Below are 26,758 nucleotides of genomic sequence, written 5' to 3'. Positions count from 1 at the left end.
CTGCGGCGCCTTCGACCCCGCTACGACACAGCGTCCGCGGCGAGGCTCGCCTGCTCAAGCATGGAGGCGTCCTCGCCGAAGGCACGGGTGGCGCGCGCCGCTGCCTCGAGCAGCGGGCGTTTCATGCGCTGAAGGAACGCCGCGTCGACGCGCGTGCTGGGGCCGGCCAGCGTCAAGGCGCCGAGCAGGACCCGACCCGGTCCAAATACCGGCGCCGACACGCCTGCCGTCTCGGGGTCGCGGTCGCCGACGGCGAGACAGTTGCAGGTCTTGCGGATGGTCTCGTAGGGCTCGCCCTGCTGGCCGGAAAACGCCGCAAGCACGCGGCCGCCGGACCCTACCAGCAGAGGCAACACGTCGCCTTCGCGTATCGTGTAGCGGATCGGATGCTTGGATTCGACGCGGTAGAGACAGGTGCGGACGTCGCCCGAGCGAACATAGAAGGCAACGCTCTCCCAGCTTCGCTCGGAAAGGTCACGCATGATCGGCAACAGGATGTCAACCGCCACCACCGACCGCTGATAGAGCGCGCCGAGCCGGAAGGTGGCGGGTCCGACGCGGTAGCGGCCATCGTGCAGACGCTCGAGCAATTGCCCGCGCAACAGGGAATGCGCAAGCCGCAGGATGGTGCTCTTGTAGAGGCCGGTACGCGTTGCGATTTCGGCCAGGCTGAGCGACCGGTCGGCCGTGGTGAAGGCATCGAGGATGGTGATCGCCCGGTCAAGCGCTGCAACACCTTCGGCCGCCGCGTGCCGGATGTCTGGATCAGCCGATCTGCTTGATGAGTCCATTGCGGTTTCCAATTCGGAGAAGGTCCGAGCGGAGCCACTGTGTCGCGCCGCCGCCCCGTTCTGTCTAGTAGAATATCGTTCCCGTTGACAGAACTCGGTAACATCTGCTTGAACTCGATTACGGGTCTGGATTCAGGCGCGTTTTGGCAGGCACCGGAGGAGGTGTCGTGATCTGGAGGAATCCCATGCTGAACAGACGCAGATTTTTGATGAGCACGGCGGCGGCGGCAGGCGCTGCCGGCTTTGCAGGACTTCATCTCTCTCCCGCTTTCGCCGAAGGCGCACCGCAGATCCAGATTTTCGTGCCGGCGGCACCCGGTGGCGGCTGGGACCAGACAGGGCGCACGATGGACCAGGTGCTGCGCAGTGAGAAGCTGATCTCCGGCTCGCAGATCACCAATGTCGGTGGCGCCGGCGGCACGGTCGGGCTGCCGCAGTTCATCAACCAATGGAACGGCAAGGGCAATTCGCTGATGGTTGCCGGCATGGTCATGGTTGGCGCCATCATCGCCAACAAGGCTGCCAACAATCTGACGCAAGTCACGCCGATCGCGCGGCTCACCGGCGAGTTCGAGGCCTTGGTGGTGCCGGCGGAGTCGCCGTTCAAGACCGCCGCTGATTTCGTCGCCGCGCTCAAGGCCGATCCGACTAAGGTTCCTGTCGCTGGCGGCTCCGCCGGCGGCTCGGATCACATCCTGTTCGGCCTGATCGCCAAGACCGTCGGCGTGCCGGCGACAAACCTGTCCTACGTCCCGTTCGCCGGTGGCGGCGAGGCGCTGTCGGCACTGCTCGGCAACCAGGTGGCGGCCGGCATCTCCGGCTTTGGCGAGTTCTCCGAGCAGATCAAGGCGGGCGCACTGCGGCTGCTTGCCATCTCTGCCGATAAGCGCCAGGACGGTATCGACGCGCCGACGCTGAAGGAAGCCGGCATCGATGTCGAGCTGTTCAACTGGCGCGGCGTCTTCGCACCTCCCGGCGTTTCCGATGCCGACAAGGCGGCGATGATCACGCTGATCGAGAGCATGGCCAAGAGCGATGCCTGGGCGACGGAGTGCAAGAACCGCAACTGGACGCCGATCCTGCTCACCGGCGACGACTATGCGAAATTCGTGACCGAGGATACGGCCCGCATCGAGGCCATCCTGAAAGATCTCGGGCTCGCCTGATCTTCCCTAAAGGGGCGGCGCACGCCGCCCCTTCTCACATGGAATGCAAAGCCGGCATGAAACTGCGATGAGGACCGGCCGTGCGGTGCCGCGCATCTTGGCCAGCTATCCTGGGGAGGACAATCATGAGCAGCAGTGACCAGCAGGCGGCGCCGTCGCGCCTTGCCGTGCCGGAATTGTTGATTGGCGTCGGGCTTCTGGCCTGCGCCGGCGCCGTAGCCTGGCAGACGCTGGCGATCCCGGTGTCGCCGCTCTACTCCAAGGTCGGCCCGACCGTTTTTCCCTACCTCACCATGGTCGGTCTGGTGGTGCTTTCCCTGTTGCTCATCCTCGCGGCGCTTCGTGGCGGCTGGCAGCCGGAGGAGGAAAGGGAAACGCCGACCGACTGGAAGGCGATGGGTTTCGTCGTCATCGGCCTGCTCGCCAATCTGCTGCTCATCCAGCCGCTCGGCTTCACGGCGGCATCCGTCATCATGTTCGTTCTCGTCTGCTACGGCTTCGGCAGCAAGCGCACGCTGCGCGACGTCGGGCTCGGCCTGATCCTGGCGCTGGCCGCCTATTTCGGCTTCGCCAGGGCGCTCGGCGTCAACATCGGCGCCGGCTTCATCGAGAACCAGCTGAACACGGTGATCGATCAGATCATCGGCACGTTTGGAGCCTGACGCCATGGAAACGCTCGGCCATCTCGCACACGGCTTCTCGGTTGCCTTCACCCCGGTCAATCTTCTGTGGTGCCTGCTCGGCACCACGCTCGGCACCGCCATTGGTGTGCTGCCCGGCCTCGGGCCGGCGCTGACCATCGCCCTGCTGCTGCCCATCACCTACCAGGTGGCGCCGGAGGCCTCTTTCATCCTGTTTGCCGGCATCTATTACGGCGCCATGTATGGCGGCTCGACGACGTCGATACTGCTCAACACGCCCGGCGAAAGCGCCACCATCGTCACCGCGCTGGAAGGCAACAAGATGGCGCGGTCCGGCCGCGGCGGTGCGGCACTTGCCACCTCGGCGATCGGCTCCTTCGTCGCCGGCACCATCGGCACGATGGGCGTCGCCTTCCTGGCGCCGGTGGTGGTCAAATTCGCACTGGCCTTCGGCCCGGCCGAATATTTCTCGCTGATGGTGTTGGCCTTCATCACGGTTTCGGCGGTGCTCGGCTCCTCGTCCGTGCGCGGCCTGACCAGCCTGTTCGCCGGCTTCGTCATTGGCATGATCGGCGTCGACCTGCAGACCGGCCAACCGCGCTTCACCTTCGGCATGACCGAACTGCTTGACGGCGTCGACGTCATCATCGCCGCCGTCGGCCTGTTCGCCGTCGGCGAGACACTCTACATGGCTTCGCGCCGCTATGCCGGCAAGGACGAGATCGTGCCGCTGAGGGGCTCGCTCTACATGACATCGGCCGAATGGGGGCGCTCGTGGAAACCCTGGCTGCGCGGTGCGGCAATCGGCTTTCCGATCGGCGCCATGCCGGCCGGCGGCGCGGAAATCCCGACCTTCCTGTCCTACGCCATCGAAAAGAAGCTGTCGAAGCACAAGGAGGAGTTCGGCACGGTCGGCGCCATCGAGGGCGTTGCCGGCCCCGAAGCCGCCAACAACGCGTCCGCCGCCGGCGTGCTGGTGCCGATGCTGACGCTCGGCCTGCCGACCTCGGCGACGGCGGCGATCATGCTGTCGGCGTTCCAGAGCTATGGCATCAATCCGGGGCCGCTGCTTTTGACGACGCAGGGCGACCTCGTCTGGGGGCTGATCGCCAGCCTGTTCATCGCCAACGTCATCCTCGTCATCCTCAACCTGCCGCTGATCGGGCTGTGGGTGCGGCTGTTGAAGATCCCGGCGCCGCAGCTCTATGCCGGCATCCTGGTGTTCGCCACGGTCGGCACCTATGGCATCTCGCAATCGCCTGTTGACCTGGTCATCCTCTATCTCCTGGGGGCGGCCGGGTTCCTGATGCGGCGCTTCGATTTCCCGACCGCGCCGGTCATCATCGGCATGATCCTGGGGCCACTGGCAGAAACGCAGTTCCGCCGGGCGATGACCATCTCGAATGGCGACTGGTCGGTGTTCTACAAGCATCCGCTGTCGCTGACGCTGCTGACGCTCGCCTTCATCGGCCTGGTCGGGCCGCATATCTGGGCCTATGTCGAGCACCGCCGGCGGCGCGGACCGGAGCATGTGCCGGGCGATGCCTGATCGATTTGAGCTGTCATGACCGAATTGCTTTCCGGTATCCGCGTCCTCGACCTGACCAACGTCCTGGCCGGCCCCTATTGTGCCTATCAGTTGGCGCTGCTCGGGGCCGACGTGATCAAGGTCGAGGTCCCGCAAGGCGGCGACCTGGCACGCCAACTCGGCGGTTCGCCAAAGCTCAACAGCGCCGGCATGGGCGCATCGTTCCTGGCGCAGAACGCCGGCAAACGATCGGTGGTGCTCGATCTCAAGAACCCGGCCGATCGCGAGCGCTTCCTCGATCTGGTCGCCAGTGCCGATGCGCTGGTGGAGAATTTCCGCCCCGGCGTGATGGATCGGCTTGGCCTTGGCTACGAGGCACTGAAGGCGGTCCGTCCCGGCCTCGTCTATTGTGCGATATCCGGTTTCGGCCAGACCGGGCCGATGCGTGACAATCCCGCCTATGATCAGATCATCCAGGGGCTTTCCGGGATTATGAGCATCACCGGCACGCCGGAAACGGCGCCGCTGCGTGTCGGCTATCCGGTCGCCGACACGCTTGGGGGACTGGTCGGCGCGTTCGCCATTGCCTCGGCGCTGGTCCGGCAAAAGACAAGCGGCGAGGGCGCCTTTCTCGACGTCTCGATGCTCGAATGCACGCTCTCGGCGCTCGGCTGGCCGGTCTCCAACTACCTGACCGCGGCCGTCGATCCGCAGCCGATGGGCAATGAGAACATGACCGCAGCACCCTCCGGCGCCTTTCGCACCGGCGACGGGCTGCTCAACATCGCCGCCAACAAGCAGGAGCAGTTCGTCGCGCTGTGCCGGCTGATCGGGCGGCCGGAGCTGGCGTTGGATCAGCGCTTTGCCGAGCGCGAGACGCGCAAGCGCAACCGAGCGGCGCTCAAAGTCGAGATCGAGGACGCCCTGGTCAGCGCCCCGGCGGCGGTCTGGGAAGAGACGCTCAACCGTGCCGGCGTGCCGGCGGGCAGGGTGCTAACGATCCCGCAAGTGCTGGCCGAGCCGCAAGTGCTCGAACGCCAGGTGACCGCGAATTTTGAAGACGTGCCGGGTATGGACAGGCCACTGACTGTCCTGCGCGGTGGGTTCATGGTCGATGGCGCGGCACCTCTGCCGACGAAGCCGCCACCGGCGCTGGGCGAGCATATGGACGAGGTTTTCGCCGATCTGCCGCCGCGCGCCAAGGCAAAGGCACGGGCATGAGCACCGAGAAGAAGACCGGCCGTGAGCGCGGCGAGGAATGGTGGCAGACCGACATCATCGAGATGCAGCCTGGTATCATCCGGCTGCGCGGCTACGAGATCCAGGATCTGATCGGCCGCGTCAGCTTTCCGGCGATGATCTGGCTGATGCTGCGTGGCGAATTGCCCAGCGAGGACGAGGCGGCGCTGCTTGGCATTGCGCTGGGCGCCGCCGTCGACCATGGGCCGCAAGCGCCGTCGATCGCGATTGCGCGCATGGCTGCAACCTGCGGCGTCGGCATCAACAGCGCCATGGCCTCGGCCATCAATGTGCTCGGCGACGTGCATGGCGGCGCCGGCGAACAGGCGCTGTCCTTCTACGGCGACATCGCCGTGGCGCTCGACGGCGGCATGACGCTGAATGCAGCCGTCTCGGCACGGCTCGACCGGTTCTTCGCCGGGGAGAAGGGCTATGTGCCGGGGCTCGGCCATCGCTTCCATCCCATAGACCCGCGCGCGCCGCGCCTGCTGGAACTGACCCGCGAGTTTGCCGCGCGTGGTGTCGTCAATGGACGCTTCGCCGACATCGCCGAGGCGGTGGAAGCGGCAGTCGCGCGGCGCAAGGGGAAAAAGATACCGCTCAACATCGATGGCGCCACTGCCGTCATCTATGGCGAACTCGGCTTCCCGCCGCCGCTGACGCGCGGGCTTTTCGTGCTGTCGCGCTCGGTCGGCATCCTGGCGCATGCCTGGGAACAGTCGCAGCAAGCCGAGCGAAACAAGGGTCCGTTGCCGCGTGAATGGTTGTGGGCCTATACCGGTGCGCCGGCGCGCCCCTTACCCGAAGGGGGCGACACGAGCGAGTGAGGTCCAGAGCGGTTCACCGTTTCACGGAAACGCTGAACCGCTCCATCTCTCTGTTTTGACGCAATTCCGGACGGAAAACCGTTTCACACTTTTCCTGGAATTGCTCTAACCTCAGGCGGGGTTGAGCGGTTCAGGCCGGGCAATCGTCAAGGTCGCCACCAGGGTCGAAAGGTCTGGCTCATCGATCAGCAGGGCCGCATCGGCGGGCGGCAGCCAGGCCCGCTGCCGCCGTTTGGCTTCCTGCCAGTCGGCCAGTTCCTCGGTGACTTCCAGCAGATAGACGATGACGTCGACGCGGACGAAGCGGTTGGCCAGCCGTTTCCAGTAGGAATAGGTGCCCGCCGGTTCCTTCAGCGTCTTGCCGAGCACGCCGGCTTCCTCTCGCGCCTCGATGGTGGCCGCCTTGCGTCCGCTCTTGCCCTTCATTGGCCAGCCCTTGGGGACGATGAAGCGTCTTGTGGTTCGCGACGTAACCAGCATCACCTCGACATCGCCACGCGGGTTCAGTCGAAACGGAATCGCCGCCACCTGACGGATACTCTCGCCCTTCTTTGCCTTGCGTACGGCCTTTTTCTTGGTGGCTGCCATTCGTGAATCCAGTCGATGCAATGCCGCATAGCGCGACAGAGCACCGTTGCAAAACCAAAACTTTCGCGTGTGCCGAAAGGCACTCCGAATACATAAGTCGGCTAATAAATGAAAAACGCCGGCTTGTCAGCGGCAATTGCTCACGGCGGTGCTGCCGATTATCTGCGTCGTGCAGCCTGGCTTGAATTGTGGCACCACCGGTTGCGGCTGCTGGACGATCTGGCGGTCCTGGGCACGATACTGCTGCTGTTGCTGCTGGTATTGCTGCCGCTGCACCCTGTTCTGCAGGATTTGCAGGTCGTTCTGCCGGATCAGCGCGTTATTGCCTGTGAGGGAATTGAGGGCCTGCGCGGAAACGGGCAGGCAAGCGCCGGCCAGCACCGCCGTGGCCAGCATTGCCGATGTGAAAACCATCGATGGTCGAAGCGCCGACATCCGCTCATTCCCGCGTGAAAGAAATCATGGCCTTAATATAGGGCGTCTGTCCGGCTGTGCCATATCTCGGCGCTGATCGAAGCAAAATCGGGTTATCGACCGCGGCGGAGAATCTGCCTTGCAACCCCGCATTGCACTTGACGGAAGCGGTCGATTCGCCGCTCTATCGGGTCGGCGCTGGTCCTGAGCTGAATGGCGTCAAGGGCGTCGGCATGTTCGTCAGGTATGATGGCGCCTCCGGCGAAACGGTTAAACGGAAGGCGATCGGCGCGTCTCTCAAGGTCAGCATCGAGCTGGCCCAGGCGGAGCCGGGCGGGAGGGGTCTTGATGAGGAAGTACGCGTATTTCGTGGCAATGCTGGGTGTTGCCTGCGTCGTCGGTGTGCCGGCCGTGGCGGCGCAAACCAAGACCGACAAGGCGGTGGTGGCGCCCGCCGCCGATGCGCCGCAGTTGCCTGGCGGAGCGTCGGCGCTGTCAGAAACCCATGGCGACTGGACGGTCAATTGCCAGATATCAGGCGCGACCAAGACCTGTAGCCTGTCGCATCAGCAATTCAACAAGCAAAACAACCAGCGCCTGCTGGCGATCGAGCTGTCGAGCAAGACCGGCGACGATGCCACCGGTACGCTCGCGCTGCCGTTCGGCCTGGCGCTGGGCAAGGGCGTCAGCATGTCCATCGACGACCAGAAGCTGGATGGCAGCCTGCCGTTCAACACCTGCCAGGTTGTTGGCTGCCTGGTGCCGGTGGCGTTCGATGCGACTCTCACGCCGCTGCTGAAGTCGGGCACCACCCTGAAGATCGATGCCTTCGCGGCCGACACCGAACAAGCGGTGAGTTTTTCCATTCCGCTCAACGGTTTTGCCGGCGCACTTGCCCGAACCGCGGAGCTTTTGGCCAATTGACCGCAGAGGTCGTGCAGAGCCGGATGACCTGAAGCGCGCCGCCGCTCCAGCGCCACTGCTCAAACGACGATCGTCTTCAACCGTTCGGCGATCAGGGCGGCGAGCCGCGCAGCCACCTCGTCCTTGCTCATCTCGGGCCATTCCTCGACGCCGGCCTTGGACACGATCCGCACCCGATTGCGATCACCGCCCATCACGCCCGAAGGACCGATGCCGCTTTCGTGTGACACGTCGTTTGCAACGATGAAATCGGCGCCCTTCTTGCGAAGCTTGGCGTCGGCGTTGCGCAAGAGATCCTGTGTCTCGGCCGCGAAGCCAATCACAAGGCCGGGTCGCTGGCTATGATGGCCAACCCCAGCGAGAATGTCCGGATTCTCGACCATGCGCAGCACCGGCGGTCCTTCGCCTACGACCTTCTTGATCTTCTCACCGGCCGAGTTCTCGCTGCGCCAGTCGGCAACTGCGGCGACGAACACCGCCGCGTCCGCAGGCAGAAGCTGCTCAACCGCATCGCGCATCTCTTGCGCCCGTTCGACATGGATGGTCTTCACGCCGGCGGGATCGGCAATGGTGACCGGACCGGAGACGAGCCGCACATCGGCGCCGAGCCTGGCCAGTGCCGCCGCGATGGCATGGCCCTGCTTGCCCGACGAACGGTTGGCGATGTAGCGCACCGGGTCGATCGGCTCATGCGTCGGGCCGGAGGTGACGATGATCCTGCGTCCCGACAGCGGCTTGGGGCTGACATCGAGCAGCGCTTCGATGGCGGCGACGATCTCCAGCGGCTCGGCCATGCGGCCTTCGCCCGCCTCATGGCTTTCGGCCATCTCGCCCTTGGCCGGACCTATGAAGGCAATACCGTCCTTGCCTAGCGTCGCGCGGTTACGACGTGTCGCCGGATGCGCCCACATTTTTGGGTTCATGGCTGGCGCCATCAATACCGGCTTGTCGGTGGCGATCAGCACCGTCGAGGCAAGATCGTTGGCATGGCCGTTGGCAAGCCTGGCCATCAGGTCGGCGGTGGCCGGCGCCACCACCAGCAGGTCGGCCTCGCGCGACAGCCTGATGTGGCCGACATCGTGTTCGTCATTGCGGTCGAACAGTTCGGTGAAGACATGGTCGGCGGAGAGCGCGCCCACCGACAGCGTGGTGACGAATTCCTGCGCGGCTGATGTCATGACCACCCGCACCGCAGCGCCTCGCTCGCGCAGCCGGCGGATCAGATCCAGCGCCTTGTAGGCGGCGATGCCGCCGCCGATGATGAGCAGGATGCGCTTGCCGGAGAGGCTGCCGCGCGGCACGATCTTGCCTGGCGCCGCAGCGATTGGCACCGCGAGGTTGTGCGAACTGGTCAGGTCGCGGAGGGTTTTCTCGATCTGGTCGATGCGACCCACAGGACCGATCTGCCCGTCAACGGCGGCTCGGATCATGACCCGCGCCTGCTCCTCCATGGAGCGGTCGTTTTCCGCCGCCAGGCGGCGCAGCAGTTCCTTGACCTCATCGTCCAGGTTGCGGATCGTAATGCTGGCCATATGATTGCACCCGGCTGCGGCTTCCGATCGCAATGATAGCAATGCAATCAGATCGCTGCAAGTTGCGGAACCGAATCCCGATGTGGCTGGGCGCTATACGAGCTTCCAGGCGATATAGACCAGCGTTAGCGCGATCACCCACAGTGCCAGGCGGCCGGAGCGGCTGTAGCGCGCCTCAGCCTTGCCGATGGCGCGGGCGGTGGTCTCGTCGAAGCGCAGGCCGTGCTCGGCCATCAGGTCGATCTCGCGTGATAGCCGATCGGTGCGCGCCGCAAGTTCGGGCGCCTGGCGGGCCAGCGTCAGCAGCGCCTTGGCGCCATCGCGTGCATCGATCATCATGCCACGCGGGCCGAGATTGCCGGCGATCCAGCCGCCAACCACCGGTTCGGCCGTCTTCCACATGTTGAAGGCCGGGTCGAGCGTGCGTGCCACGCCCTCGACCACCACCATGGTCTTCTGCAGCAGGATCAATTCCGGCCGCGCCGCCATGTCGAAGAGTTCGGTCACTTCGAACAGCAGCGTCAAGAGCTTGGCCATCGAAATGGTCTCGGCTGGCTGGCCGTGGATCGGCTCACCGATCGCCCGGATTGCTTGCGCGAAGGCCGCGACATTGTGCTGGCGCGGCACATAGCCGGCCTCGAAATGCACTTCGGCGACACGCAGATAGTCGCGCGTGATGAAGCCGTAGAGGATTTCGGCGAGGAAGCGGCGCTCCTTCTTGCCGAGCCTGCCGGCAATGCCGAGATCGACGGCGACGATGGTGCCGTTTGCTTCGACGAACAGGTTGCCCGGATGCATGTCGGCGTGGAAGAAGCCGTCGCGAAGCGTGTGGCGCAGGAACGACTGGATGAGGTTGGCCGCGATCGTCTTCAGGTCATGACCGGCAGTGGCAAGGCCGGCAATGTCGTTCATCTTGACGCCGTCGACCCACTCCATGGTCAGCACGTCGCGGCCGGTGCGCTCCCAGTCGACGGATGGCACGCGAAAGCCGGGATCATGCCTGGTGTTTTCGCCGAGCTCCGAAAGGGCGGCCGCCTCGAGGCGGAGATCCATCTCGACCTTGGTGGTCTGCGCCAGCGTCTCGGTGACCTCGACCGGTCGTAGCCGGCGCGACGACGGGATGTATTTCTCCTGCAGGTGGGCTGCGAGGAAATAGCTTTCGAGATCCTGGAAGAAGCGGCGGCGCACGCCCGGCCGGATCACCTTCACTGCTACCTTTGTGGCTATGCCGTCATGGACCGTGTCGGCAGCATGGACCTGGGCGATGGAAGCGGCTGCGACCGGGTCGCCGAATTGCGCGTAGAGATCGCCGACCTTGCGCCCGAGCGAAGCCTCGATCGCCGTGATCGCCTCGGCTCTCGGAAAGGTGTGCATCTTGTCCTGCAACATGGCGAGATCGAGCGCCATGTCGTTGCCGACGACGTCGGGCCGTGTCGCCAGGAACTGGCCGAGCTTGACATAGGATGGCCCGAGCCGGACGACCGCCTTGGCCAGCCGGTCGCTGCGCTCATAGGCCAGCGCGCGGCGGCGGGTGAACAGCCGCGCCAGGCGCCAGCCGAACTTCGGCAGGCCGGACAATTCCTCGCCCGGCAAGGCGGCGACGACGCCTTCGCGCACCAGCACCCAGCCGGCCCGCATGAGCCGAAATCCAGCGCTGACGGTACTCATGGCCGTTCCCGTCCTACCGGTTCTTCGAACCGGCATAGCGCATATCGACTGTGAGAAATGCGGTCCAGCCTCAAAGCTTCCAGCCCGAATGAAGTGCCGCGATGCCACCGGAATAGTTGCGGAAGGAGACGCGATCGAAGCCGGCGCGGGAAATCATCGTCGCGAAATTCTGCTGGTTGGGAAACCTGGCAATCGATTCGACCAGATAGGAATAGGGTTCGCCGTCGCCGGTGACCATCTTGCCGATCTTTGGAATGGCGTTGAACGACCAGGCTTCGTAGGCCTTGTCGAGCAGCGGCATCTCGACTTCGGAAAATTCGAGGCACAGGAACCGGCCGCCCGGCTTCAGCACGCGGAACGCTTCACTGAGCGCGACATCGATGCGCGGCACGTTACGAATGCCGAAAGCGATGGTGTAGGCGTCGAACGTAGCGTCGGCAAAGGGCAGTTCCTCGGCGTTGGCCTCGACGAAGTCGGTGTTGCCGGACAGGCCTTTCTTCTCGGCACGGTCGCGGCCAACGGCAAGCATCGAGCCATTGATGTCGAGCACGGTGGCATGGGCATTGCCGTGGCTGGCATCGACGATGCGGAAGGCTATGTCGCCGGTGCCACCGGCAACGTCGAGCACGCGCCAGCCCATCCTTTTTGGAGGATTGAGCCAGGTGACCATGGCATCCTTCCACAGCCGGTGCAGGCCAGCCGACATCAGATCGTTCATCAGGTCGTAGCGGTTCGCGACCTTGTGGAAAACATCGTTGACCAGGGACTGCTTGTCGCCAGCCCCTACACGCTTGAAACCATAGGAGGTTTCCATGCCGCCCGCGGCCGTGGTTCTCTCAACTGACATTTTTTTGATCCGTCATAAAACCGGCGGGACCATAGCCGATCGATGGTGCGGGCGCTATTGTTTAAGGCGCGGTGTTCAGCCGCGCTTCCAGGTGTTGGGTTTTCAAGACCTGGACTGACAGACGGGATGATTGAATGCCTTTGAAAGCGGAATTGCACTGCCACATTGAAGGGGCAGCGGCGCCCGAACTCGTCATCCGCCAGGCGCAGAAATACGGCAAGGATACCGCGCCCTATATCCAGAACGGTTCCTTCGTCTGGCATGATTTCACATCCTTCCTCGCGGCCTACGATTTCTCCTCCGATCTGTTCCGGACGGAGGAGGACTATGCGCGGCTGGCCGACCATTATCTGACCAGCCTCGCCCGCGACGGTGCCATCTATTCCGAGGTGTTCACTTCGCCCGACCATGCCAAGAAGGCCGGGCTGTCGCCCAAGGCCTATACAGACGCGCTTGGCGAAGGCATGGCCCGGGCCAAGGCCAAGACCGGCATCGAGGGCCGCATGATCGTCACCGGCGTGCGCCATGTCGGCGTCGAGTCGATCGAGCAGGCGGCGCGCTTCGCGGCGCGCTGCGGGCATCCGCTGGTCACCGGCTTCGGCGTCGCCGGCGACGAGCGCATCGGCGACATGGAGGACTATGTCAGGGCCTTCGAGATCGCGCGCGAGGCCGGGCTCGGCATCACCATCCATGCCGGCGAACTGACCGGCTGGGAGACCGTCAAGGCGGCGCTCGATCACATCCGTCCCTCCCGCATCGGCCATGGCGTGCGCGCCATCGAAAACCCGGACCTTGTCCGGCGCATTGCTGATGAGGGCGTCGTGCTGGAGTGCTGCCCCGGTTCCAACATCGCGCTCAAGGTGTTCGACAGTTTCGCCGACCACCCCTTTCCGGCCCTGCAGGCGGCCGGCTGCAAGGTGACGCTCAATTCCGACGATCCACCCTATTTCTGGACCTCGCTGAAGCGCGAATATGACATCGCCGCCGAGCATTTCTCGATGAACGAAAAGGCGCTGACTGCCGTCACCAGAACGGCCATCGAGGCCGCTTTCGTCGACCGAAAGACCAAGACCGCGCTTCTTGCCCGCCTCAACGGCGCCGCTCGCTGATTTCTTCCGACAAAGCTGTGGTCGGTGCAGGCCAAGCGGTTCCTTGGCCGGCGCATTGCCGCTAGGGTTCGCTCAAGCAGCTTGAAGCGCGGTGCGTCCGAGAGGACCATGCGTGCACTTTCGGGCGCAGGCATCAGGAGAACACCATGCAGGGCGTCACCGTCGTCGACCATCCGCTTGTCCAGCACAAGCTGACCATCATGCGCAAGAAGGAGACCTCGACGGCCGGCTTCAGGCGGCTGCTGCGCGAGATCTCGCTGCTGCTCGGCTACGAGGTCACCCGCAACCTCGAACTGACGACGACATCGATCGAGACACCGATGGAGACGATGGAAGCGCCGACGCTGGAGGGCAAGAAGCTGGTCTTCGCCTCGGTGCTGCGCGCCGGCAACGGCTTGCTGGAAGGCCTGCTCGACCTGGTGCCGGCGGCCCGCGTCGCCCATGTCGGCCTCTACCGCGATCACGAAACGCTGGAGGCGGTCGAGTATTTCTTCAAGGCGCCGAGCGACCTCGCCGACCGGCTGGTCATCGTCGTCGATCCGATGCTGGCCACCGCCAATTCGGCGATCGCGGCGGTCGACAAATTGAAAGAGCGCGGCGCCACCAACATCCGCTTCCTCTGCCTGCTGGCGGCACCCGAAGGCATCGAGCGCTTCACCAAGGCGCATCCGGACGTTCCCGTCTTCACCGCCTCCATCGACCGCCAGCTCAACGAGAAGGGCTACATCATGCCCGGCCTCGGCGATGCCGGCGATCGTATGTACGGGACCAAGTAATTTACCAATTGTTTACGCAAAGGCGTGGTTTTGGCGCGCGTTAAAGCGGCAAACACCATGCGGGCTTAAGGATCGGCCGTCACGAAGGCCGATCCATGCTGCGCAAGCTTCTCATCCTTGGCGTTTTCGCCGGTACATCGGCATCGATACCGATCGTGTATCAGTCGAATCCGCAAATCATCGAAAACCTGCTGAAATCGGCGGCGACGAGCAAACCTGCGGTCGAAGTCCAGCCGGACGTCAATCTGGCATCGGTGCCCGGCAAGCCGGCCGCGCCGCTGGCGCTTGGCCGCAAGGTCATCGTTACGGCAGACGAACGCGGACATTTCTCGTCGGCCTTCAAGCTCAACGGACGTCAGGTCGACGGCATGATCGACACCGGCGCCACGCTGGTTGCCATCAACACCTCGACGGCACGCAGGATCGGCCTGTCGCTGAACCCTTCCGACTTCAGTCACGAGGTCAGCACCGCCAATGGCTCGATCAAGGCTGCCGTGGCAATGATCGACCGCCTGCAGATCGGCAGCATCACGGTCAATGACGTCCAGACCATCGTGCTCGACGACAAGGCGCTGCACACCAACCTGATCGGGATGAGCTTCCTCAATCGGCTTGGCAAATTCCAGGCCGAGAATGGCACGCTGCTGCTCGTCCAGTAGCGAGAGCATTCCAGGAAAAGTGTGAAACGGTTTTCCGTCCGAAATTGCGCTGAACCGCTCTAGCCCCGCGGAAGAATCCGCCGGATGACCGACTTGTCGGCGGCCGGCTTCGAAGCCCCGATCGCATAGGCCGAAATCACGGCGGCGGCGGCCGCCTCGGCATCGGCCAATGAGCGGGCATGGACCAGCGCCAGCGGCTCGCCAGTCCGAACCTCCGCGCCGACCGGCAGCAGCCTGGTGATACCGACCGCGGGGTCGACCTTGTCGTCCGGCCGCGTGCGTCCGCCTCCCAGGCCAACCACCGCGAGCCCGATGTCGCGGGTCGCTATGCCGGTGACGAAGCCGTTTTCGGTCGCCTTGACGGCAAACTCGGTCGCCGCTTCCGGCAGGTATTTTTCTGGCTTCTCGATGAAATCGGTGGGGCCGCCGAGCGCGGCGACCATGCGCGCGAAAGTGGCGGCGGCGCGGCCGCTGGCAAGCGTCTCAGTGGCGCGCCGCATGCCATCCTGGTTGGACGACACCAGTCCTGCCGACTGCAGCATCTCGGCGGCGAGCGCCAGCGTCACGTCTTCCAGCCGACGATCACGAAGACGGCCGGTGAGGAAATCGACGGCGTTGCGCACCTCAACCGCGTTGCCGGCGGCCGACGCCAGCGGCTCGTTCATGCCGGTGATCAACGCCGAGGCCTTCAACCCGGCACCATTGGCGATCTCGACAAGGCTGCTGGCGAGTGCGGTCGCATCGCGTGACTTTTCCATGAAGGCGCCGTTGCCGACCTTGACGTCGAGCACCAGCGATTGCAGCCCGGCCGCCAGCTTCTTCGACAGGATCGAAGCGGTGATCAGCGGCACCGATTCGACCGTGCCGGTGACATCGCGGATCGCGTAGAGCCGGCGATCGGCCGGCGCGAGGTCGGCGGTCTGGCCGATGATGGCGCAACCGGTTTCAAGCACAGCCTTGCGAAACAGCGCGATATCGGGCTGGCTGGCATAGCCGGGGATGGCATCCATTTTGTCCAGCGTGCCGCCGGTATGGCCAAGGCCACGGCCGGAAATCATCGGCACATAAGCGCCGCAGGCGGCGACGATCGGCGCCAGCATCAGCGAAACATTGTCGCCGACGCCGCCTGTCGAATGCTTGTCGGTGACCGGGCCGGGCAGGTCCGACCAGTCGAGCACGTCACCGGAATCGCGCATCGCCAGTGTCAGCGCCACGGCCTCGTCGCGGCTCATACTGTTGAAGAACACCGCCATGGCGAAGGCGCCGACCTGGCCGTCCGAAACGACCCCTTCGGTGACGCCCTCGACGAAGCCGGCGATCTCCTGCGCCGACAGTTTCAGGCCATCGCGCTTGCGTCGGATGATTTCCTGGGGAAGCATCAGCTCTCCAGCAGTCCGTCGCGGAACACGCGCTGCAGGATCGTCGCCAGCCGCGCGCCACCGACCGGCGCCATGTCCTTGGTCTCCTGGTGCGAAAGCTCGGCGCCGGTCATGCCGGCCGCCAAATTGGTGATGACCGAGCAGGCGGCGACGCGCAGTCCGAGGAAGCGGGCAAGAATGACCTCCGGCACGGTCGACATGCCGACCGCATTGGCGCCCATGATGCGCGCCATGCGGATTTCGGCGGGGGTTTCGAAGCAAGGGCCCGAGAACCACATGTAGACGCCCTTGTGAAGTGCTGTGCCGGTCGCCTTCGCCGCGCGTTCGATCGCCTTGCGGATGCCGGCGTCATAGGCTTCGGTCAGGCCGACAAAGCGGCGGTCGCTGGGCTCGCCAATCAGCGGATTGGTGCCCGAGAAATTGATGTGGTCCGATATCAGCATGACCGAGCCCGGCGGCATGTCGGGATCGACCGAGCCGGCGGCATTGGTGAGGATCAGTTTTGTGATGCCGATACCGGCAAGCACTTCCAGTGCCGGCCGCATCGCAGCCGCGTTGCCGTGCTCGTAGTAGTGGGCGCGGCCGGACAGCATCAGCACCGGCACGCCGGCAAACAGCCCCGCCACCACTTCGCCGGCATGGCCGGTGACGCCGCTTCTGGGAAAGCCCGGCAGGTCGGCGTAGGAAACGCGGATCGGATCCTCGATCTGGTCGACCAGCCCGCCCAGGCCCGAACCCAGCACCAGTGCGGTCGACGGCGCCAGGCCGTCCAGCCGTTCGACGAGATGGTCCAGCGCCTTTTCCGTCATTGCAGCCAACTCTTCATTTCAGCCAGTTCTTCATTTCAACCAGGTTTTCATTTCAACCAGGTCTTCATTTCAAAATGTCGCCGCGGAAACCGTAGGGCAGCATCTCGCCCATGGTCACGGTCTCGGCCACGCCGGCATTGTCGCAGAGATAGAGTTTTGTTTCCGGCCGGCAGAATTCGGCCAGCCGCTGCCGGCAGCCGCCGCAAGGCGAGCATTTCGCCATGCGTTCGGCAAGGACGGCGATTTCCACGATCTTGCCGCCGCCACCCATGATGTAGTGACCAAGCGCGGTGGTCTCGGCGCACCAGCCTTCCGGATAGGAGGCGATTTCGACATTGGCGCCGGCAAAGACGCGCCCGTCCTCGGTGCGCAAGGCGGCGCCCACCCGAAACTTCGAATAGGGCGCATAGGCCTTGGACATGGCAGCTTTGGCCGCTTCGAACAGATCATGCGACATTAGTTTGTTCTCTCCGATGATCGTGTCCAAAACCCGGCACTCCCGCTTAAAGCGCGTCGCGTCGAAACGGATTCTTGTGACGCGCTTTAAGTCCGTTGTCCCAAAACCGGGACCACTTTTGAGCGACATGCCTTGGCCTGAGCCGACCCCGCTTCGGCTCAGCGTTCCTTCACGTAAGGCACGCCGCCGGCGCGCGGCGGGATCGCCTTGCCGATGAAGCCGGCGAGCAGGATGACGGTGAGGATGTAAGGCAGTGCCTGCATGAACTGCACCGGCACCTTGCCGATGATGGGCAACGGCGAGCCTTGCAAGCGGATCGACAGTGCGTCGAGGAAACCGAACAGCAAGCAGGCGAACATGGCGTTGACCGGCTTCCATTTGGCAAAGATCAGCGCCGCCAGCGCGATGTAACCCTTGCCGGCGGTCATGTCCTTCACGAAGCCGCCATTCTGCACCATCGACAGATAGGCGCCGGCGATGCCGGTCAGCACGCCGGTGCAGATCAGCGCCCGGTAGCGCAGCCAGGCGACGGAAATGCCGGCGGTGTCGACCGCGGCCGGGTTCTCGCCGACGGCGCGCAGCCGCAGGCCGAAGCGGGTGCGAAACAGCACCCACCAGGTGAACGGCACCATCAGGAAAGCGAGATAGACCAGGATCGAGTGGCCGGAGATCAGTTCCGAATAGATCGGCCCTAGGATCGGCACATCGTGGATGGCACCGGCGCCAGGCCACGTGATGGCCTCGAAGCGCTCACCTGGTTGCAGCGCCGGCGTGCGCCCGCCTTGCTGGAACCAGGCCTGGCCGAGGATGATGGTCGATCCGGCGGCGATGAAATTGATCGCCACGCCGGAGACGATCTGGTTGCCGCGATGGGTGATCGAGGCAAAGCCGTGGATCATGGCAAACGCGACCGAGATCAGGATGGCCATGCCGAGGCCGAGAAAGGCCGAATGGAACACGGAAGCCGCCGCCGCACCCGCGAAGGCGCCGACCAGCATCTTGCCTTCGAGGCCGATGTCGAAGATGCCGGCGCGTTCCGAATAGAGGCCGGCGAGGCAGGCGAGCAGCAGCGGCACCGAGAGGCGGATGGTCGAGTCCAATGTCTGGACGATTGCGTTGAACACATCCATTTCAGGCACCCTTCCCCTTGACCGCTTCCATGCCGACCGATCGCGGACTGAAAGAGGCGAACAGCGCCTGAATGTAAGGCCGGAACATGTGCTCGAGCGCGCCGGCGAACAGGATGACCAGACCCTGGATGATGACGATCATGTCACGGCTGATCGCCGGCATCTCGAAGGCAAGCTCGGCGCCGCCCTGGTAGAGCATGCCGAACAGGATCGCCGCCAGCACGATGCCGATCGGGTGCAGGCGGCCCATCAGCGCCACGGCGATGCCGACGAAACCGGCGCCGGAGACAAAGTCGATCGCGACATTGTGCTGGTCGCCCATCACCGGATTGAGCGCCATCATTCCGGCGAGCGCGCCCGAGATCATCATAGCAGTGATGATGATGCGGGTTTCCGAAATGCCGGCATAGCGCGCCGCCTTCGGGCTGTGACCGTAGGTGCGCATCTCATAGCCGAGCTTGGTGCGCCAGATCAGCAGCCAGACCAGGAAGGCCATGATCAGCGCCAGCAGGAAGGAAATGTTGAGCGGCGCCGAACGGATCTTGGCGCCGAACAGCTCGATGATCCAGTTGAGCTTCGGCAATTCCGCGCCAGCGAAGAAGTTGCGCGTCTGCGGCGCTTGCGAGGCTGCCGGCTTCAAGGGGCCGACCAGCAGGTAAACCATGATCGAGGCGGCGATGAAATTGAACATGATGGTGGTGATGACGATGTGCGAGCCGCGCTTGGCCTGCAGATAGGCGGGGATAAGCCCCCACAACGCGCCCACGACCGCCGAAGCGACGATGGCCAGCGGAAATGTCAGCCACCACGGCAGCACGCTGTCGAAGGAAAGACAGACGACGGCGATGCCGAGGCCGGCGATGTAGGCCTGCCCCTCGGTGCCGATGTTGAACAGGCCGCAATGCGCTGCCACGGCCACCGAAAGCCCGGTAAAGATGAATGTGGTGGCATAGAACAGGGTGAAGGCAATACCTGTGCCCTTGCCGAAGGCGCCCTCGACCAGGATGACGGCGGCGCGGAACGGGTTCTCGCCGACCAGAAGCACGACGAAGCCGGCGACGACGAAAGCAACGAAGAGGTTGATCACCGGGATCAGGCCGTAGTCGGCCCAGGCCGGCAATTTGGCGTAAGGCGTGCTCATTGGGCTGCCTCCTGATGCTCGACGCCGGCCATCAGCAGGCCAAGCTCGCCTTCGCTTGCTTCCGGGCCGCGCTCGCCGACGATGCGGCCAGCAAACATCACCAGGATGCGGTCGGAGAGCGAACGGATCTCGTCCAGCTCGACCGACACCACCAGCACCGCCTTGCCCTGGTCGCGCATGGCGATCAGGCGCTTGTGGATGAACTCGATGGCGCCGACATCGACGCCGCGCGTCGGCTGGCCGACTATGAGCACGCCGGGGTCCTGTTCCATCTCACGTGCCAGTACGATCTTCTGTTGGTTGCCGCCGGAGAAATTGGCGGTCTTCAACCGGCAGTCCGCCGGACGGATGTCGTATTTGGCGATCTTGTCCTTGGCATCGTTTCGGATGGCATCGATGTTGAGGAACGGGCCTTTCAAATAGCGCGGGTCGTCATGATAGCCGAGGATGGAATTCTCGTTCTCCTCGAAGGCCAGCACCAGCCCGACATGATGGCGATCCTCCGGCACATGGGCGAGGCCGCGGTCGCGCAGTTCGCCGGGATCGGCGGCACCCGTCAGGTCGATCGGCTTGCCGTCGAGCATGACCGAGCCGGAAACGGCGCGCCTGATGCCGGAAATCGCCTCGAGCAGTTCGGATTGTCCGTTGCCGGCGACGCCGGCGATGCCGACGATCTCGCCGGCGCGAATGTCGAAGGAGATGTCGTCGACCATGGTGACGCCGCGCGTATCCTTCACCGTCAGGTTCTTGACCGCGAGCTTGATGGCGCCGGCGTCGGCCTCGCCCTTTTCGACCCTGAGCAGCACGCGCCGTCCGACCATCAGTTCGGCCAGTTCCTCGACGGTGGTCTTCTTGGTCTCGCGCGTCGCCACCATCGTGCCCTGACGCATCACCGACACAGTGTCGGTGATGGCCATGATCTCGCGCAATTTGTGGGTGATCAGCACCACCGTCTTGCCCTGTTCCTTCAACTGCCTGAGGATGCGGAACAGATGGTCGGCCTCGGCTGGTGTCAGCACGCCCGTCGGCTCGTCGAGGATCAGGATCTCGGCGCCGCGATAGAGCGCTTTGAGGATCTCCACCCGCTGCTGAAGGCCGACCGGCAGTTCCTCGATGATCGCATCGGGATCGACTTCCAGCCCGTATTCGCGTTCGAGGCGTTCGAGTTCGGAGCGCGCCTTGGCGATGCTTCGCTTCAGCAGTGCATCGCTTTCGGCACCGAGGATGACGTTTTCCAGCACCGTGAAATTGTCGACCAGCATGAAATGCTGATGCACCATGCCGATGCCGAGCGCGATGGCGTCATTGGGGGTCTTGATCGAGGCCGGCTGGCCGCCGACGCGGATCTCGCCGCTGTCGGCCTGGTAGAACCCATAGAGGATCGACATCAGCGTCGACTTGCCGGCGCCATTCTCGCCGACAATGCCATGGATGGTGCCGCGTGCGATCTCCAGATTGATGTCGCGGTTGGCGCGCACGGCGCCAAAACTCTTGTTGATGCCGATCAACTCGATTGCGGCTTGCGCCATGCAGCCTGTCCCACTCTTATTTTTTATCGCTTGGTCAAAATGCCTAGCATGACACTCCGCCCCTGCCAATTGGCGGAGCATTGGTCACTCTCGACAAATCCCGGTGCGCTTGTCAATTTCCAACGTGGCCGGGGCCTTCACATTCGCTAATATGGCGAAGCCGAAATTCGTATCGCGGCGCAACGTATTGCAGTGCGAGGCATCGCGGCGAGAGACTGGGGATTTGAATGATCATGCCTGCCGACCGGCTGACGACGCTGGAGATCCGCGCCGCCGAACAGGAGAAGACGATCGAGGAACTGTCCGGCCAGATCGCCGAGCAGTGGAAGGTGATCGAGCGCATGCAGCGCAAGCTCGACGCGCTGACCGACCGCTTCCTGGCGCTGGAGGAGCAGGCGGCGCCCGACGTGCCTGTAACCAGACCACCGCACTGGTGAGGAAAAAGGGGAGGGGGAAGTCATGGCCAGTGAAAGCGATCGCACCGCGCGGGCCGGCGACTATGTGCTCGGCCTGATGAACGACGCGGAACGCGAACGGGCCGAGCGCGACCTAGAGATCGACCCTGCCTTCCGCGACGCGGTCGTGCAACTTGCCGAACGCATGCACGTCTTCGACCGTGCCGAACCGGCTGATGGCGAAGAGCGTTGGAACCAGATCACCCAGCGCATTGCCGACCTGCCGCAGATGCGCAGATCTGGTCTGGGCGGCAACGATGCCAAATCACCGACGGTGATCCGAAGCCTGTCTCGGCGCCCGTACGGCATCGGCCTGCATGCGCTCGGAGGTCGGCGCGGATTTGTCGTCGCTGTCGGGCTGATCGTGGCCTTCGCGCTGGGTTACCTGGCGGGCAAATTATAGGCCAACGCAAAACCGCCGGGCTTGCGCCCGGCGGTTTGCAGTTCATGTATGTCGTGCCGCTCAATACGGGCAGGCGTTGTCGGCCGTATAGTCGTGCACCTCGAGCTTGCCGGCGATGATATCGGCCTTGGCCTTTTCGACCGCCGCCTTCATCTCGTCGGTCACCAGCGCCTTGTTGTTGTCGTCCATGGCGTAGTCAACGCCGCCTTCCTTGAGGCCGAGATTTTGCAGGCCGCCCTTGAAGGTGCCGTTCTTGCCGTCCATGAAAGCGGTGTAGACGGCAACATCGACGCGCTTCATCATCGAGGTCAGCACCTTGCCGGGCTGCAGGCCGTTCTGGTTGGAATCGACGCCGATGCCAAGCTTGCCGGCATCAGCCGCCGCCTGCAGCACGCCGACGCCGGTGCCGCCGGCCGCGGCGTAGACCACGTCGGAGCCCTGGTCGATCTGCGTCTTGGCGATTTCACCGCCCTTCGCCGGGTCGTTCCAGGCAGCCGGCGTGTCGCCGGTCATGTTCTGGATGACATCCGTCGCACCGGCCGACTTGGCGCCGCCGACATAGCCGCATTCGAACTTGCGGATCAGCGGGATGTCCATGCCGCCGATGAAGGAGACCTTCTTCGACTTTGAAGCCATCGCCGCCAGGATGCCGACGAGGTAGGAGCCTTCATTCTCCTTGAATACCAGCGAGCGGACATTGGGCAGATCGACGGCATCGTCGATGATGGCGAAGTTGAGGTCAGGATATTCGGCCGCGACCTTCTTCAGTGCATCCTCCCAGGCAAAGCCGGCCATGACGATCGGGTTGCGGCCGTCCTCGGCGAAGCGGCGCAGCGCCTGCTCGCGCTGCGAGGCGTTGGACACCTCGAACTCGACATAGGCGACGCCGGTCTCTGTCTTGAACTTCTCGGCGCCATGAAAGGCAGCCTCGTTGAAGGATTTGTCGAACTTGCCGCCGAGATCATAGAGGATGGCCGGCTGGACATCCGCGGCGAAAGCCGGAAGAACCATTGCGGTTGCGGCCAGGAGGCCGAGAACGATACGTTTCATGTGATCCACACCCTGTCGGTTATTTTTTCCGTTACGCGCCGCATGCTGCCCGGTTCTCCGGCAGGCATGCGACATCAGCCAGGAGTGTATTCCCCTCCCGCTCGGCGGCAATCTGGCACGGCCCGAAACAAAATTCACGCGGAATTTTGACCTTTTGGAAAAGCATGGCGCGGGGAGACCGCACCGCAGCTCGATCCTTGCGCCAAAGGCTTTAGGCGGAGATGGCAGCCGGGATGCAAGGGATGCCGGTGCCTTTGAGGTTGCAGTAGCCGTAAGGGTTCTTCGCCAGATATTGCTGGTGATCGGCTTCGGCGAAGTAGAATTCAGGCGCCGGTACGATCTCTGTGGTGATCTTGCCATGGCCAGCACCGCGCAAGGCGGTTTCGTAGGCATCGCGCGAGGCGCGCGCCGCCTGCAATTGCGCATCGCTGAGTGTGTAGATCGCGGAGCGGTAGGTGGTGCCGATATCATTGCCCTGGCGCATGCCTTGCGTCGGGTCGTGGCTTTCCCAGAACAGCTTCAGAAGCCCGGCATAGGAGACGATTTTGGGGTCGTAGACGACCAGCACCACTTCGGCATGGCCGGTGAGGCCGGTGCAGGTTTCCTGATAGGTCGGATTGGGCGTGATGCCGCCGGCATAGCCGACCGCGGTGACCCAGACGCCGTCGAGCTGCCAGAACAGCCGCTCGGCGCCCCAGAAGCAGCCGAGCCCGAACATCGCCGTCTCAAAGCCTTCGGGGTAGGGACCCTTGAGAGGCTTTTTCAGGACATGATGCCTGGATGCCGTCGGGATCGCCCGGGCGCGGCCCGGCAACGCCTCGGACGGTTTCGGCAGATTGAGCTTCTTGTTCAGCATGTCGCTGAGAAAGAACATGCGCGGTCTTCCCTCTCTGGGTGGGATGCAAGAAGTGGTCTTTCGTTTGAGCATCGGATTTTCCCAAAACCGGTACTCACCTTTGGGTCCGATGCTCTAGGTGGCGGCGAACTGTCCCGGGCGTCGTTGCCGCCTGTAGCCGATAGCATAGAGCAGGAGGGCCAGCACCGCGAACACGGCGAAGCCCGGCTGGTTGAGCACCCAGGCGATCGCACCGTCCCACAGCAGCGCACCGGCTTTGGTTCGCACGAAGGTTTCGAAGGCGGCCCGCGTGTCCGGCGAGACCGCCAGCCAGCTTGTGTCGAGCGGGGTCAGCACCAGCGCCGAAGCCGCCACGGTGCGCGTCGCGTCGAGCACCGCCATGATGACGGAAATCGACAGCGCGACCATTGCGGCAAGACGAAAGACGAAGCGAAACATGCGGAGACCTTCCCCCGGGCCAGTCCTCAAGCTCCTCCCGAGGGCCTTCCGGTTCCAAGACGAGAAATAGAGTGCGCATGCCTGGTTCGCAATCGCCATACGCGAATTTGCAGGGCTCCCAACTCAGGTTAACAAAAGCCCTGACGACAGCCAGTCCAGGGGTGTGGGCAGCTCTTGTGCCGGTAGCTTTTCATTGACATGTGACGGCAGTTATGCTACCAATTTGGATATGGTGTTAATTTGCGCCAGTGACCCGCCGCACAGGCGGGTTTTTTCGTTTGATGCTTCGTCAACCCACGCGTAGGCGAAGGTTCCGAAGGAACCCGTTAACCTGGATTCGTTGCCCTGCGCGAATTTGAAGCCTGGCCTATGCCGCCGGCTTCCTTATGCGCCGATGGACGCGCCAGACGGCGAAAAGGCCGCCACCGATGGCGCCGACGACCAACCCGGCCAGCCCGATGAACAAGGCAAAATAACCGCAGCCGCCCTCGAAGCAGCTCATGTCGGTGGCCTCCGCAATCCCCTCACCGGCGAAGAATCCGCCCACGGCGCCGATGACCGCGCCGAGGATGATACCGAGCAGGGCGGCGATGATCGAAACGAAGACAGGCGGGCTTTCGGTTTCCGGATTGGCATAGACGGCCCCGGCTTCGGAACCGCGGCGCAGCAGATAAATGCAGAGAACCCCGATGGCGATCTCGGCAGCGGTGACGGCAAGCGCCTGGCCTGAGAAGACGAAATCGGAAATCGTCAGCACATAGGCCTGCCTCGCCAGCAGCCAGATGATGGTGGCGATCTGCCAGATGGTGAAATGGCGCGGGAAGCGGGCCGAGCGGCCAAAGGCGAGGCCGAGCAGGTAAAGCCCCCACAGGATGGTGATGACATTGGCGACGACCCCGCTCAGGAGGAGATAGAAGATCCTGTCCGGCAGGCCAGAGTTCCCAACCAGCCACCAGCTCGACACCAGGCCGTAGACCGACCACGCCATGACGAAGACGAGCCAGCCCGGCGGCACGAAGGACAGGCCGCTGTCCGGCCGTCTGGCAGGCGTCTGTCCATTGCTCGATGTCATGTCCGGCCCCCCAAGGCCTCTGCGTCACTCGACAGGCGGCCCCGGGCGAAGTCAAGCGCGGCCGGCCTTGCGGCCTTGCCTGTGCACATCATTCGGGTGACTGCGCCTCAAAACGGGCGCGCCGGCAGCCTCGCGAAACGCTGTGTGGCCGGCAAAGCGAATAGACTGCCGTTATGGCTTGGCATTCGGCGCCGGATCGACTAGATGAGCCCCGCGCCTGTTGCTTCGACGGCTCAGGTGCAGGGGAAGGGCGTTCGCTGGTTGGCGGCGCCGGCGCGGGGTTCCACGCCCAATCCCAAGGGAGGTGCATCTCCCCAACCCACGCGGCGAAACCGGCCGGCGCGACATGCATGGACGGAGAGGTGGCCGAGTGGTTGAAGGCGCACGCCTGGAAAGTGTGTTTACGGGAGACCGTAACGCGGGTTCGAATCCCGCTCTCTCCGCCACCATCGTTCGACAACACGTTGAAATCGCTGGTGATTTCTGAAGCACTTGCGTGCTTCCCTACTTTTCCCTGCCTGGCTGGCTTGCTCAAACAGAAAAGCCCGCACCGTGAGGCAGCGGGCCAACGTGAGCGAAAAAACCAGAAGCCGGAGGAACCCGGGGCGGTGACGAGCGTTTCCTCGCATGCTCAAGAAGATCGCCCTCGCTGCCGTCCTGATCCAAGTCGCCGCCGTTGCGGCGCTCATAACTCAGACAGTGCTCGTCACGTCATCCACCGCTACCCAAGCCGCGAACGTGCGGCCCGGCGAAACTGTTGCGGTCACGGAGAAAGAATGCGCCAAGGCGACGTGGCCAGATATTCCAGAACATTGCCTCAAACGAATTGAGGCGAGAGAGCGCACGTTCGTCCTGACTGCGGCGCGATAGAAGCCCGCCACCGTGATTTCAGGATCAAGGGAAGGCGATCTCTGTTGAGGGGGCTCGCCGCAACGGAGGATCATATTCGTGATCTCGGTGCCAGGCCTCAGGGGGAACGAACCGCTCCGTTATGAGTTAGCACTTCATGATGTACACCCTGGAGCACAACGGACGCGGCGCGATGGCCGATCTCATGATCCTGGAACTGGCTGAGGCCAGACTGCGCGTTAAGCAGGCGGAGCTCGCCCTCGGGCGTGCCAAGGATATGCTGGACGAAGACTGCGGAGTCGGGATCAATATCGCGCTCTGCAGCAGGATAAGGGCCGCTCAGCGGCGTGTGATCGAGGCCAGAGAGCATCTGGCGAAGATCGATCCACCAGCACGCGCGAATACCAATGCACGATGATTTTTGGGATTGTTGCTAGCCCGCGCAAGTGTACGCATGGCCGGTGGAGCATGCCCTTCGTTC

Annotated in this window: 29 protein-coding genes and 1 tRNA gene; 14 read left to right on the top strand and 16 right to left on the bottom strand. The window is 63.8% G+C overall.

Annotated features, from left to right (window positions below; genetic code table 11):
- Positions 1-20: 20 nt before the first annotated feature.
- Positions 21-791, bottom strand: a complete 771-nt coding sequence (locus B5V02_RS36315) for an IclR family transcriptional regulator (RefSeq protein WP_111548762.1) — start codon at positions 789-791, stop codon at positions 21-23.
- Between the two features lie 185 nt (positions 792-976).
- Here B5V02_RS36315 and B5V02_RS36310 point away from each other — a divergent pair, with 185 nt between their 5' ends.
- From B5V02_RS36310 to B5V02_RS36290, 5 genes are all read left to right on the top strand, one after another.
- Positions 977-1,957, top strand: a complete 981-nt coding sequence (locus tag B5V02_RS36310; protein ID WP_111548761.1) for a Bug family tripartite tricarboxylate transporter substrate binding protein — start codon at positions 977-979, stop codon at positions 1,955-1,957.
- A gap of 125 nt (positions 1,958-2,082) precedes the next feature.
- A complete protein-coding gene (locus B5V02_RS36305; protein ID WP_111548760.1) occupies positions 2,083-2,619 on the top strand; it encodes a tripartite tricarboxylate transporter TctB family protein in 537 nt (178 codons plus the stop codon).
- Positions 2,620-2,623: 4 nt separating this feature from the next.
- Entirely contained in the window at positions 2,624-4,147 is a 1,524-nt protein-coding gene (locus tag B5V02_RS36300) for a tripartite tricarboxylate transporter permease (protein WP_111548759.1), read from the top strand.
- A 15-nt stretch (positions 4,148-4,162) separates the two neighbouring features.
- Positions 4,163-5,347, top strand: a complete 1,185-nt coding sequence (locus tag B5V02_RS36295) for a CaiB/BaiF CoA transferase family protein (protein ID WP_111548758.1) — start codon at positions 4,163-4,165, stop codon at positions 5,345-5,347.
- Positions 5,344-6,192 (top strand): citryl-CoA lyase, encoded by an 849-nt coding sequence (locus B5V02_RS36290; RefSeq protein WP_111548757.1) that lies wholly within the window; start codon positions 5,344-5,346, stop codon positions 6,190-6,192. Before B5V02_RS36295 ends, B5V02_RS36290 begins: the two co-directional genes overlap by 4 nt.
- 111 nt (positions 6,193-6,303) lie before the next feature.
- Here the strand turns inward: B5V02_RS36290 and B5V02_RS36285 are convergent, their stop codons facing one another.
- On the bottom strand, positions 6,304-6,780 hold the full coding sequence (locus tag B5V02_RS36285; protein ID WP_111548756.1) for an NUDIX hydrolase: 477 nt from the start codon (positions 6,778-6,780) through the stop codon (positions 6,304-6,306).
- A 126-nt stretch (positions 6,781-6,906) separates the two neighbouring features.
- Positions 6,907-7,215, bottom strand: a complete 309-nt coding sequence (locus tag B5V02_RS41250; protein WP_111548755.1) for a hypothetical protein — start codon at positions 7,213-7,215, stop codon at positions 6,907-6,909.
- 327 nt (positions 7,216-7,542) lie between these two features.
- Here B5V02_RS41250 and B5V02_RS36275 point away from each other — a divergent pair, with 327 nt between their 5' ends.
- Positions 7,543-8,118 (top strand): invasion associated locus B family protein, encoded by a 576-nt coding sequence (locus B5V02_RS36275; RefSeq protein ID WP_111548754.1) that lies wholly within the window; start codon positions 7,543-7,545, stop codon positions 8,116-8,118.
- 59 nt (positions 8,119-8,177) lie between these two features.
- On the opposite strand, the gene coaBC is transcribed toward B5V02_RS36275, so the two are convergent.
- The 3 genes from coaBC to ubiE form a co-directional block, all read right to left on the bottom strand.
- Positions 8,178-9,650, bottom strand: coding sequence for a bifunctional phosphopantothenoylcysteine decarboxylase/phosphopantothenate--cysteine ligase CoaBC (gene coaBC, locus B5V02_RS36270; protein ID WP_208647192.1), 1,473 nt, complete (start codon positions 9,648-9,650; stop codon positions 8,178-8,180).
- 93 nt (positions 9,651-9,743) lie between these two features.
- Positions 9,744-11,318 carry a 2-polyprenylphenol 6-hydroxylase gene (gene ubiB, locus B5V02_RS36265; protein WP_111548753.1) on the bottom strand — a complete coding sequence of 525 codons (1,575 nt, stop codon included), beginning with the start codon at positions 11,316-11,318 and terminating at the stop codon, positions 9,744-9,746.
- A gap of 70 nt (positions 11,319-11,388) precedes the next feature.
- Positions 11,389-12,165: a bifunctional demethylmenaquinone methyltransferase/2-methoxy-6-polyprenyl-1,4-benzoquinol methylase UbiE gene (ubiE, locus tag B5V02_RS36260; RefSeq protein WP_111548752.1), complete on the bottom strand. Its 777-nt coding sequence runs from the start codon at positions 12,163-12,165 to the stop codon at positions 11,389-11,391.
- Between the two features lie 134 nt (positions 12,166-12,299).
- Between ubiE and B5V02_RS36255 the strand changes: the two genes are divergently transcribed.
- From B5V02_RS36255 to B5V02_RS36245, 3 genes are all read left to right on the top strand, one after another.
- Positions 12,300-13,274, top strand: coding sequence for an adenosine deaminase (locus B5V02_RS36255; protein WP_111548751.1), 975 nt, complete (start codon positions 12,300-12,302; stop codon positions 13,272-13,274).
- Between the two features lie 146 nt (positions 13,275-13,420).
- Positions 13,421-14,050, top strand: a complete 630-nt coding sequence (gene upp, locus B5V02_RS36250; protein WP_111548750.1) for a uracil phosphoribosyltransferase — start codon at positions 13,421-13,423, stop codon at positions 14,048-14,050.
- A gap of 95 nt (positions 14,051-14,145) precedes the next feature.
- The gene (locus tag B5V02_RS36245; RefSeq protein ID WP_111548749.1) at positions 14,146-14,709 is read left to right on the top strand and encodes a TIGR02281 family clan AA aspartic protease; all 564 of its coding nucleotides are present in this window, start codon (positions 14,146-14,148) and stop codon (positions 14,707-14,709) included.
- Positions 14,710-14,768: 59 nt separating this feature from the next.
- On the opposite strand, the gene deoA is transcribed toward B5V02_RS36245, so the two are convergent.
- From deoA to B5V02_RS36215, 6 genes are all read right to left on the bottom strand, one after another.
- Entirely contained in the window at positions 14,769-16,088 is a 1,320-nt protein-coding gene (deoA, locus tag B5V02_RS36240) for a thymidine phosphorylase (protein WP_111548748.1), read from the bottom strand.
- Positions 16,088-16,897 (bottom strand): purine-nucleoside phosphorylase, encoded by an 810-nt coding sequence (locus B5V02_RS36235; protein ID WP_111548747.1) that lies wholly within the window; start codon positions 16,895-16,897, stop codon positions 16,088-16,090. Before B5V02_RS36235 ends, deoA begins: the two co-directional genes overlap by 1 nt.
- Positions 16,898-16,961: 64 nt before the next feature.
- Positions 16,962-17,483 carry a cytidine deaminase gene (gene cdd / locus B5V02_RS36230; protein WP_167458807.1) on the bottom strand — a complete coding sequence of 174 codons (522 nt, stop codon included), beginning with the start codon at positions 17,481-17,483 and terminating at the stop codon, positions 16,962-16,964.
- A 29-nt stretch (positions 17,484-17,512) separates the two neighbouring features.
- Entirely contained in the window at positions 17,513-18,484 is a 972-nt protein-coding gene (locus tag B5V02_RS36225; RefSeq protein ID WP_111548745.1) for an ABC transporter permease, read from the bottom strand.
- Position 18,485: 1 nt separating this feature from the next.
- Complete coding sequence (locus B5V02_RS36220) at positions 18,486-19,625, bottom strand: ABC transporter permease (RefSeq protein WP_111548744.1); 1,140 nt, start codon at positions 19,623-19,625, stop codon at positions 18,486-18,488.
- Positions 19,622-21,154: an ABC transporter ATP-binding protein gene (locus tag B5V02_RS36215; protein WP_111548743.1), complete on the bottom strand. Its 1,533-nt coding sequence runs from the start codon at positions 21,152-21,154 to the stop codon at positions 19,622-19,624. The genes B5V02_RS36220 and B5V02_RS36215 overlap by 4 nt, the downstream gene beginning before the upstream one ends.
- A 230-nt stretch (positions 21,155-21,384) precedes the next feature.
- Between B5V02_RS36215 and B5V02_RS36210 the strand changes: the two genes are divergently transcribed.
- The gene (locus B5V02_RS36210) at positions 21,385-21,591 is read left to right on the top strand and encodes a SlyX family protein (RefSeq protein WP_208647194.1); all 207 of its coding nucleotides are present in this window, start codon (positions 21,385-21,387) and stop codon (positions 21,589-21,591) included.
- A gap of 22 nt (positions 21,592-21,613) precedes the next feature.
- Positions 21,614-22,012, top strand: a complete 399-nt coding sequence (locus tag B5V02_RS36205; protein ID WP_111548741.1) for a hypothetical protein — start codon at positions 21,614-21,616, stop codon at positions 22,010-22,012.
- Positions 22,013-22,072: 60 nt separating this feature from the next.
- Here the strand turns inward: B5V02_RS36205 and B5V02_RS36200 are convergent, their stop codons facing one another.
- The 4 genes from B5V02_RS36200 to B5V02_RS36185 all read right to left on the bottom strand — a co-directional run bounded on the left by B5V02_RS36200 (position 22,073) and on the right by B5V02_RS36185 (position 25,428).
- A complete protein-coding gene (locus B5V02_RS36200; protein ID WP_111548740.1) occupies positions 22,073-23,062 on the bottom strand; it encodes a BMP family lipoprotein in 990 nt (329 codons plus the stop codon).
- A gap of 211 nt (positions 23,063-23,273) precedes the next feature.
- Positions 23,274-23,936, bottom strand: a complete 663-nt coding sequence (gene msrA / locus B5V02_RS36195) for a peptide-methionine (S)-S-oxide reductase MsrA (RefSeq protein ID WP_111548739.1) — start codon at positions 23,934-23,936, stop codon at positions 23,274-23,276.
- Between the two features lie 96 nt (positions 23,937-24,032).
- Positions 24,033-24,356: a hypothetical protein gene (locus tag B5V02_RS36190; protein WP_111548738.1), complete on the bottom strand. Its 324-nt coding sequence runs from the start codon at positions 24,354-24,356 to the stop codon at positions 24,033-24,035.
- Between the two features lie 367 nt (positions 24,357-24,723).
- Positions 24,724-25,428 carry a DUF2569 domain-containing protein gene (locus B5V02_RS36185; RefSeq protein ID WP_167458806.1) on the bottom strand — a complete coding sequence of 235 codons (705 nt, stop codon included), beginning with the start codon at positions 25,426-25,428 and terminating at the stop codon, positions 24,724-24,726.
- 356 nt (positions 25,429-25,784) lie between these two features.
- Between B5V02_RS36185 and B5V02_RS36180 the strand changes: the two genes are divergently transcribed.
- The 3 genes from B5V02_RS36180 (at position 25,785) to B5V02_RS36170 (ending at position 26,695) form a co-directional block, all read left to right on the top strand.
- Positions 25,785-25,874: transfer RNA gene (locus tag B5V02_RS36180), tRNA-Ser, on the top strand.
- Positions 25,875-26,055: 181 nt separating this feature from the next.
- Positions 26,056-26,298, top strand: a complete 243-nt coding sequence (locus tag B5V02_RS36175) for a hypothetical protein (RefSeq protein WP_111548737.1) — start codon at positions 26,056-26,058, stop codon at positions 26,296-26,298.
- Between the two features lie 136 nt (positions 26,299-26,434).
- Positions 26,435-26,695, top strand: a complete 261-nt coding sequence (locus B5V02_RS36170; protein WP_111548736.1) for a hypothetical protein — start codon at positions 26,435-26,437, stop codon at positions 26,693-26,695.
- The last annotated feature ends 63 nt before the right edge of the window (positions 26,696-26,758 follow it).

Source organism: Mesorhizobium kowhaii (assembly GCF_003253745.1).
Lineage (GTDB): Bacteria > Pseudomonadota > Alphaproteobacteria > Rhizobiales > Rhizobiaceae > Mesorhizobium > Mesorhizobium kowhaii.
The sequence above is the reverse complement of the archived record's forward strand: the minus strand, read 5'-3'. Positions and strand labels throughout refer to the sequence as shown.

Excerpts from the sequence above, each read along its gene's own strand:
- B5V02_RS36315 (WP_111548762.1), bottom strand. The coding sequence starts at position 791 with ATGGACTCATCAAGCAGATCGGCTGATCCAGACATCCGGCACGCGGCG.
- B5V02_RS36310 (WP_111548761.1), top strand. The coding sequence starts at position 977 with ATGCTGAACAGACGCAGATTTTTGATGAGCACGGCGGCGGCGGCAGGC.
- B5V02_RS36305 (WP_111548760.1), top strand. The coding sequence starts at position 2,083 with ATGAGCAGCAGTGACCAGCAGGCGGCGCCGTCGCGCCTTGCCGTGCCG.
- B5V02_RS36300 (WP_111548759.1), top strand. The coding sequence starts at position 2,624 with ATGGAAACGCTCGGCCATCTCGCACACGGCTTCTCGGTTGCCTTCACC.
- B5V02_RS36295 (WP_111548758.1), top strand. The coding sequence starts at position 4,163 with ATGACCGAATTGCTTTCCGGTATCCGCGTCCTCGACCTGACCAACGTC.
- B5V02_RS36290 (WP_111548757.1), top strand. The coding sequence starts at position 5,344 with ATGAGCACCGAGAAGAAGACCGGCCGTGAGCGCGGCGAGGAATGGTGG.
- B5V02_RS36285 (WP_111548756.1), bottom strand. The coding sequence starts at position 6,780 with ATGGCAGCCACCAAGAAAAAGGCCGTACGCAAGGCAAAGAAGGGCGAG.
- B5V02_RS41250 (WP_111548755.1), bottom strand. The coding sequence starts at position 7,215 with ATGTCGGCGCTTCGACCATCGATGGTTTTCACATCGGCAATGCTGGCC.
- B5V02_RS36275 (WP_111548754.1), top strand. The coding sequence starts at position 7,543 with ATGAGGAAGTACGCGTATTTCGTGGCAATGCTGGGTGTTGCCTGCGTC.
- coaBC (WP_208647192.1), bottom strand. The coding sequence starts at position 9,650 with ATGGCCAGCATTACGATCCGCAACCTGGACGATGAGGTCAAGGAACTG.
- ubiB (WP_111548753.1), bottom strand. The coding sequence starts at position 11,318 with ATGAGTACCGTCAGCGCTGGATTTCGGCTCATGCGGGCCGGCTGGGTG.
- ubiE (WP_111548752.1), bottom strand. The coding sequence starts at position 12,165 with ATGTCAGTTGAGAGAACCACGGCCGCGGGCGGCATGGAAACCTCCTAT.
- B5V02_RS36255 (WP_111548751.1), top strand. The coding sequence starts at position 12,300 with ATGCCTTTGAAAGCGGAATTGCACTGCCACATTGAAGGGGCAGCGGCG.
- upp (WP_111548750.1), top strand. The coding sequence starts at position 13,421 with ATGCAGGGCGTCACCGTCGTCGACCATCCGCTTGTCCAGCACAAGCTG.
- B5V02_RS36245 (WP_111548749.1), top strand. The coding sequence starts at position 14,146 with ATGCTGCGCAAGCTTCTCATCCTTGGCGTTTTCGCCGGTACATCGGCA.
- deoA (WP_111548748.1), bottom strand. The coding sequence starts at position 16,088 with ATGCTTCCCCAGGAAATCATCCGACGCAAGCGCGATGGCCTGAAACTG.
- B5V02_RS36235 (WP_111548747.1), bottom strand. The coding sequence starts at position 16,897 with ATGACGGAAAAGGCGCTGGACCATCTCGTCGAACGGCTGGACGGCCTG.
- cdd (WP_167458807.1), bottom strand. The coding sequence starts at position 17,483 with ATGTCGCTCAAAAGTGGTCCCGGTTTTGGGACAACGGACTTAAAGCGC.
- B5V02_RS36225 (WP_111548745.1), bottom strand. The coding sequence starts at position 18,484 with ATGGATGTGTTCAACGCAATCGTCCAGACATTGGACTCGACCATCCGC.
- B5V02_RS36220 (WP_111548744.1), bottom strand. The coding sequence starts at position 19,625 with ATGAGCACGCCTTACGCCAAATTGCCGGCCTGGGCCGACTACGGCCTG.
- B5V02_RS36215 (WP_111548743.1), bottom strand. The coding sequence starts at position 21,154 with ATGGCGCAAGCCGCAATCGAGTTGATCGGCATCAACAAGAGTTTTGGC.
- B5V02_RS36205 (WP_111548741.1), top strand. The coding sequence starts at position 21,614 with ATGGCCAGTGAAAGCGATCGCACCGCGCGGGCCGGCGACTATGTGCTC.
- B5V02_RS36200 (WP_111548740.1), bottom strand. The coding sequence starts at position 23,062 with ATGAAACGTATCGTTCTCGGCCTCCTGGCCGCAACCGCAATGGTTCTT.
- msrA (WP_111548739.1), bottom strand. The coding sequence starts at position 23,936 with ATGTTCTTTCTCAGCGACATGCTGAACAAGAAGCTCAATCTGCCGAAA.
- B5V02_RS36190 (WP_111548738.1), bottom strand. The coding sequence starts at position 24,356 with ATGTTTCGCTTCGTCTTTCGTCTTGCCGCAATGGTCGCGCTGTCGATT.
- B5V02_RS36185 (WP_167458806.1), bottom strand. The coding sequence starts at position 25,428 with ATGACATCGAGCAATGGACAGACGCCTGCCAGACGGCCGGACAGCGGC.
- B5V02_RS36175 (WP_111548737.1), top strand. The coding sequence starts at position 26,056 with ATGCTCAAGAAGATCGCCCTCGCTGCCGTCCTGATCCAAGTCGCCGCC.
- B5V02_RS36170 (WP_111548736.1), top strand. The coding sequence starts at position 26,435 with ATGATGTACACCCTGGAGCACAACGGACGCGGCGCGATGGCCGATCTC.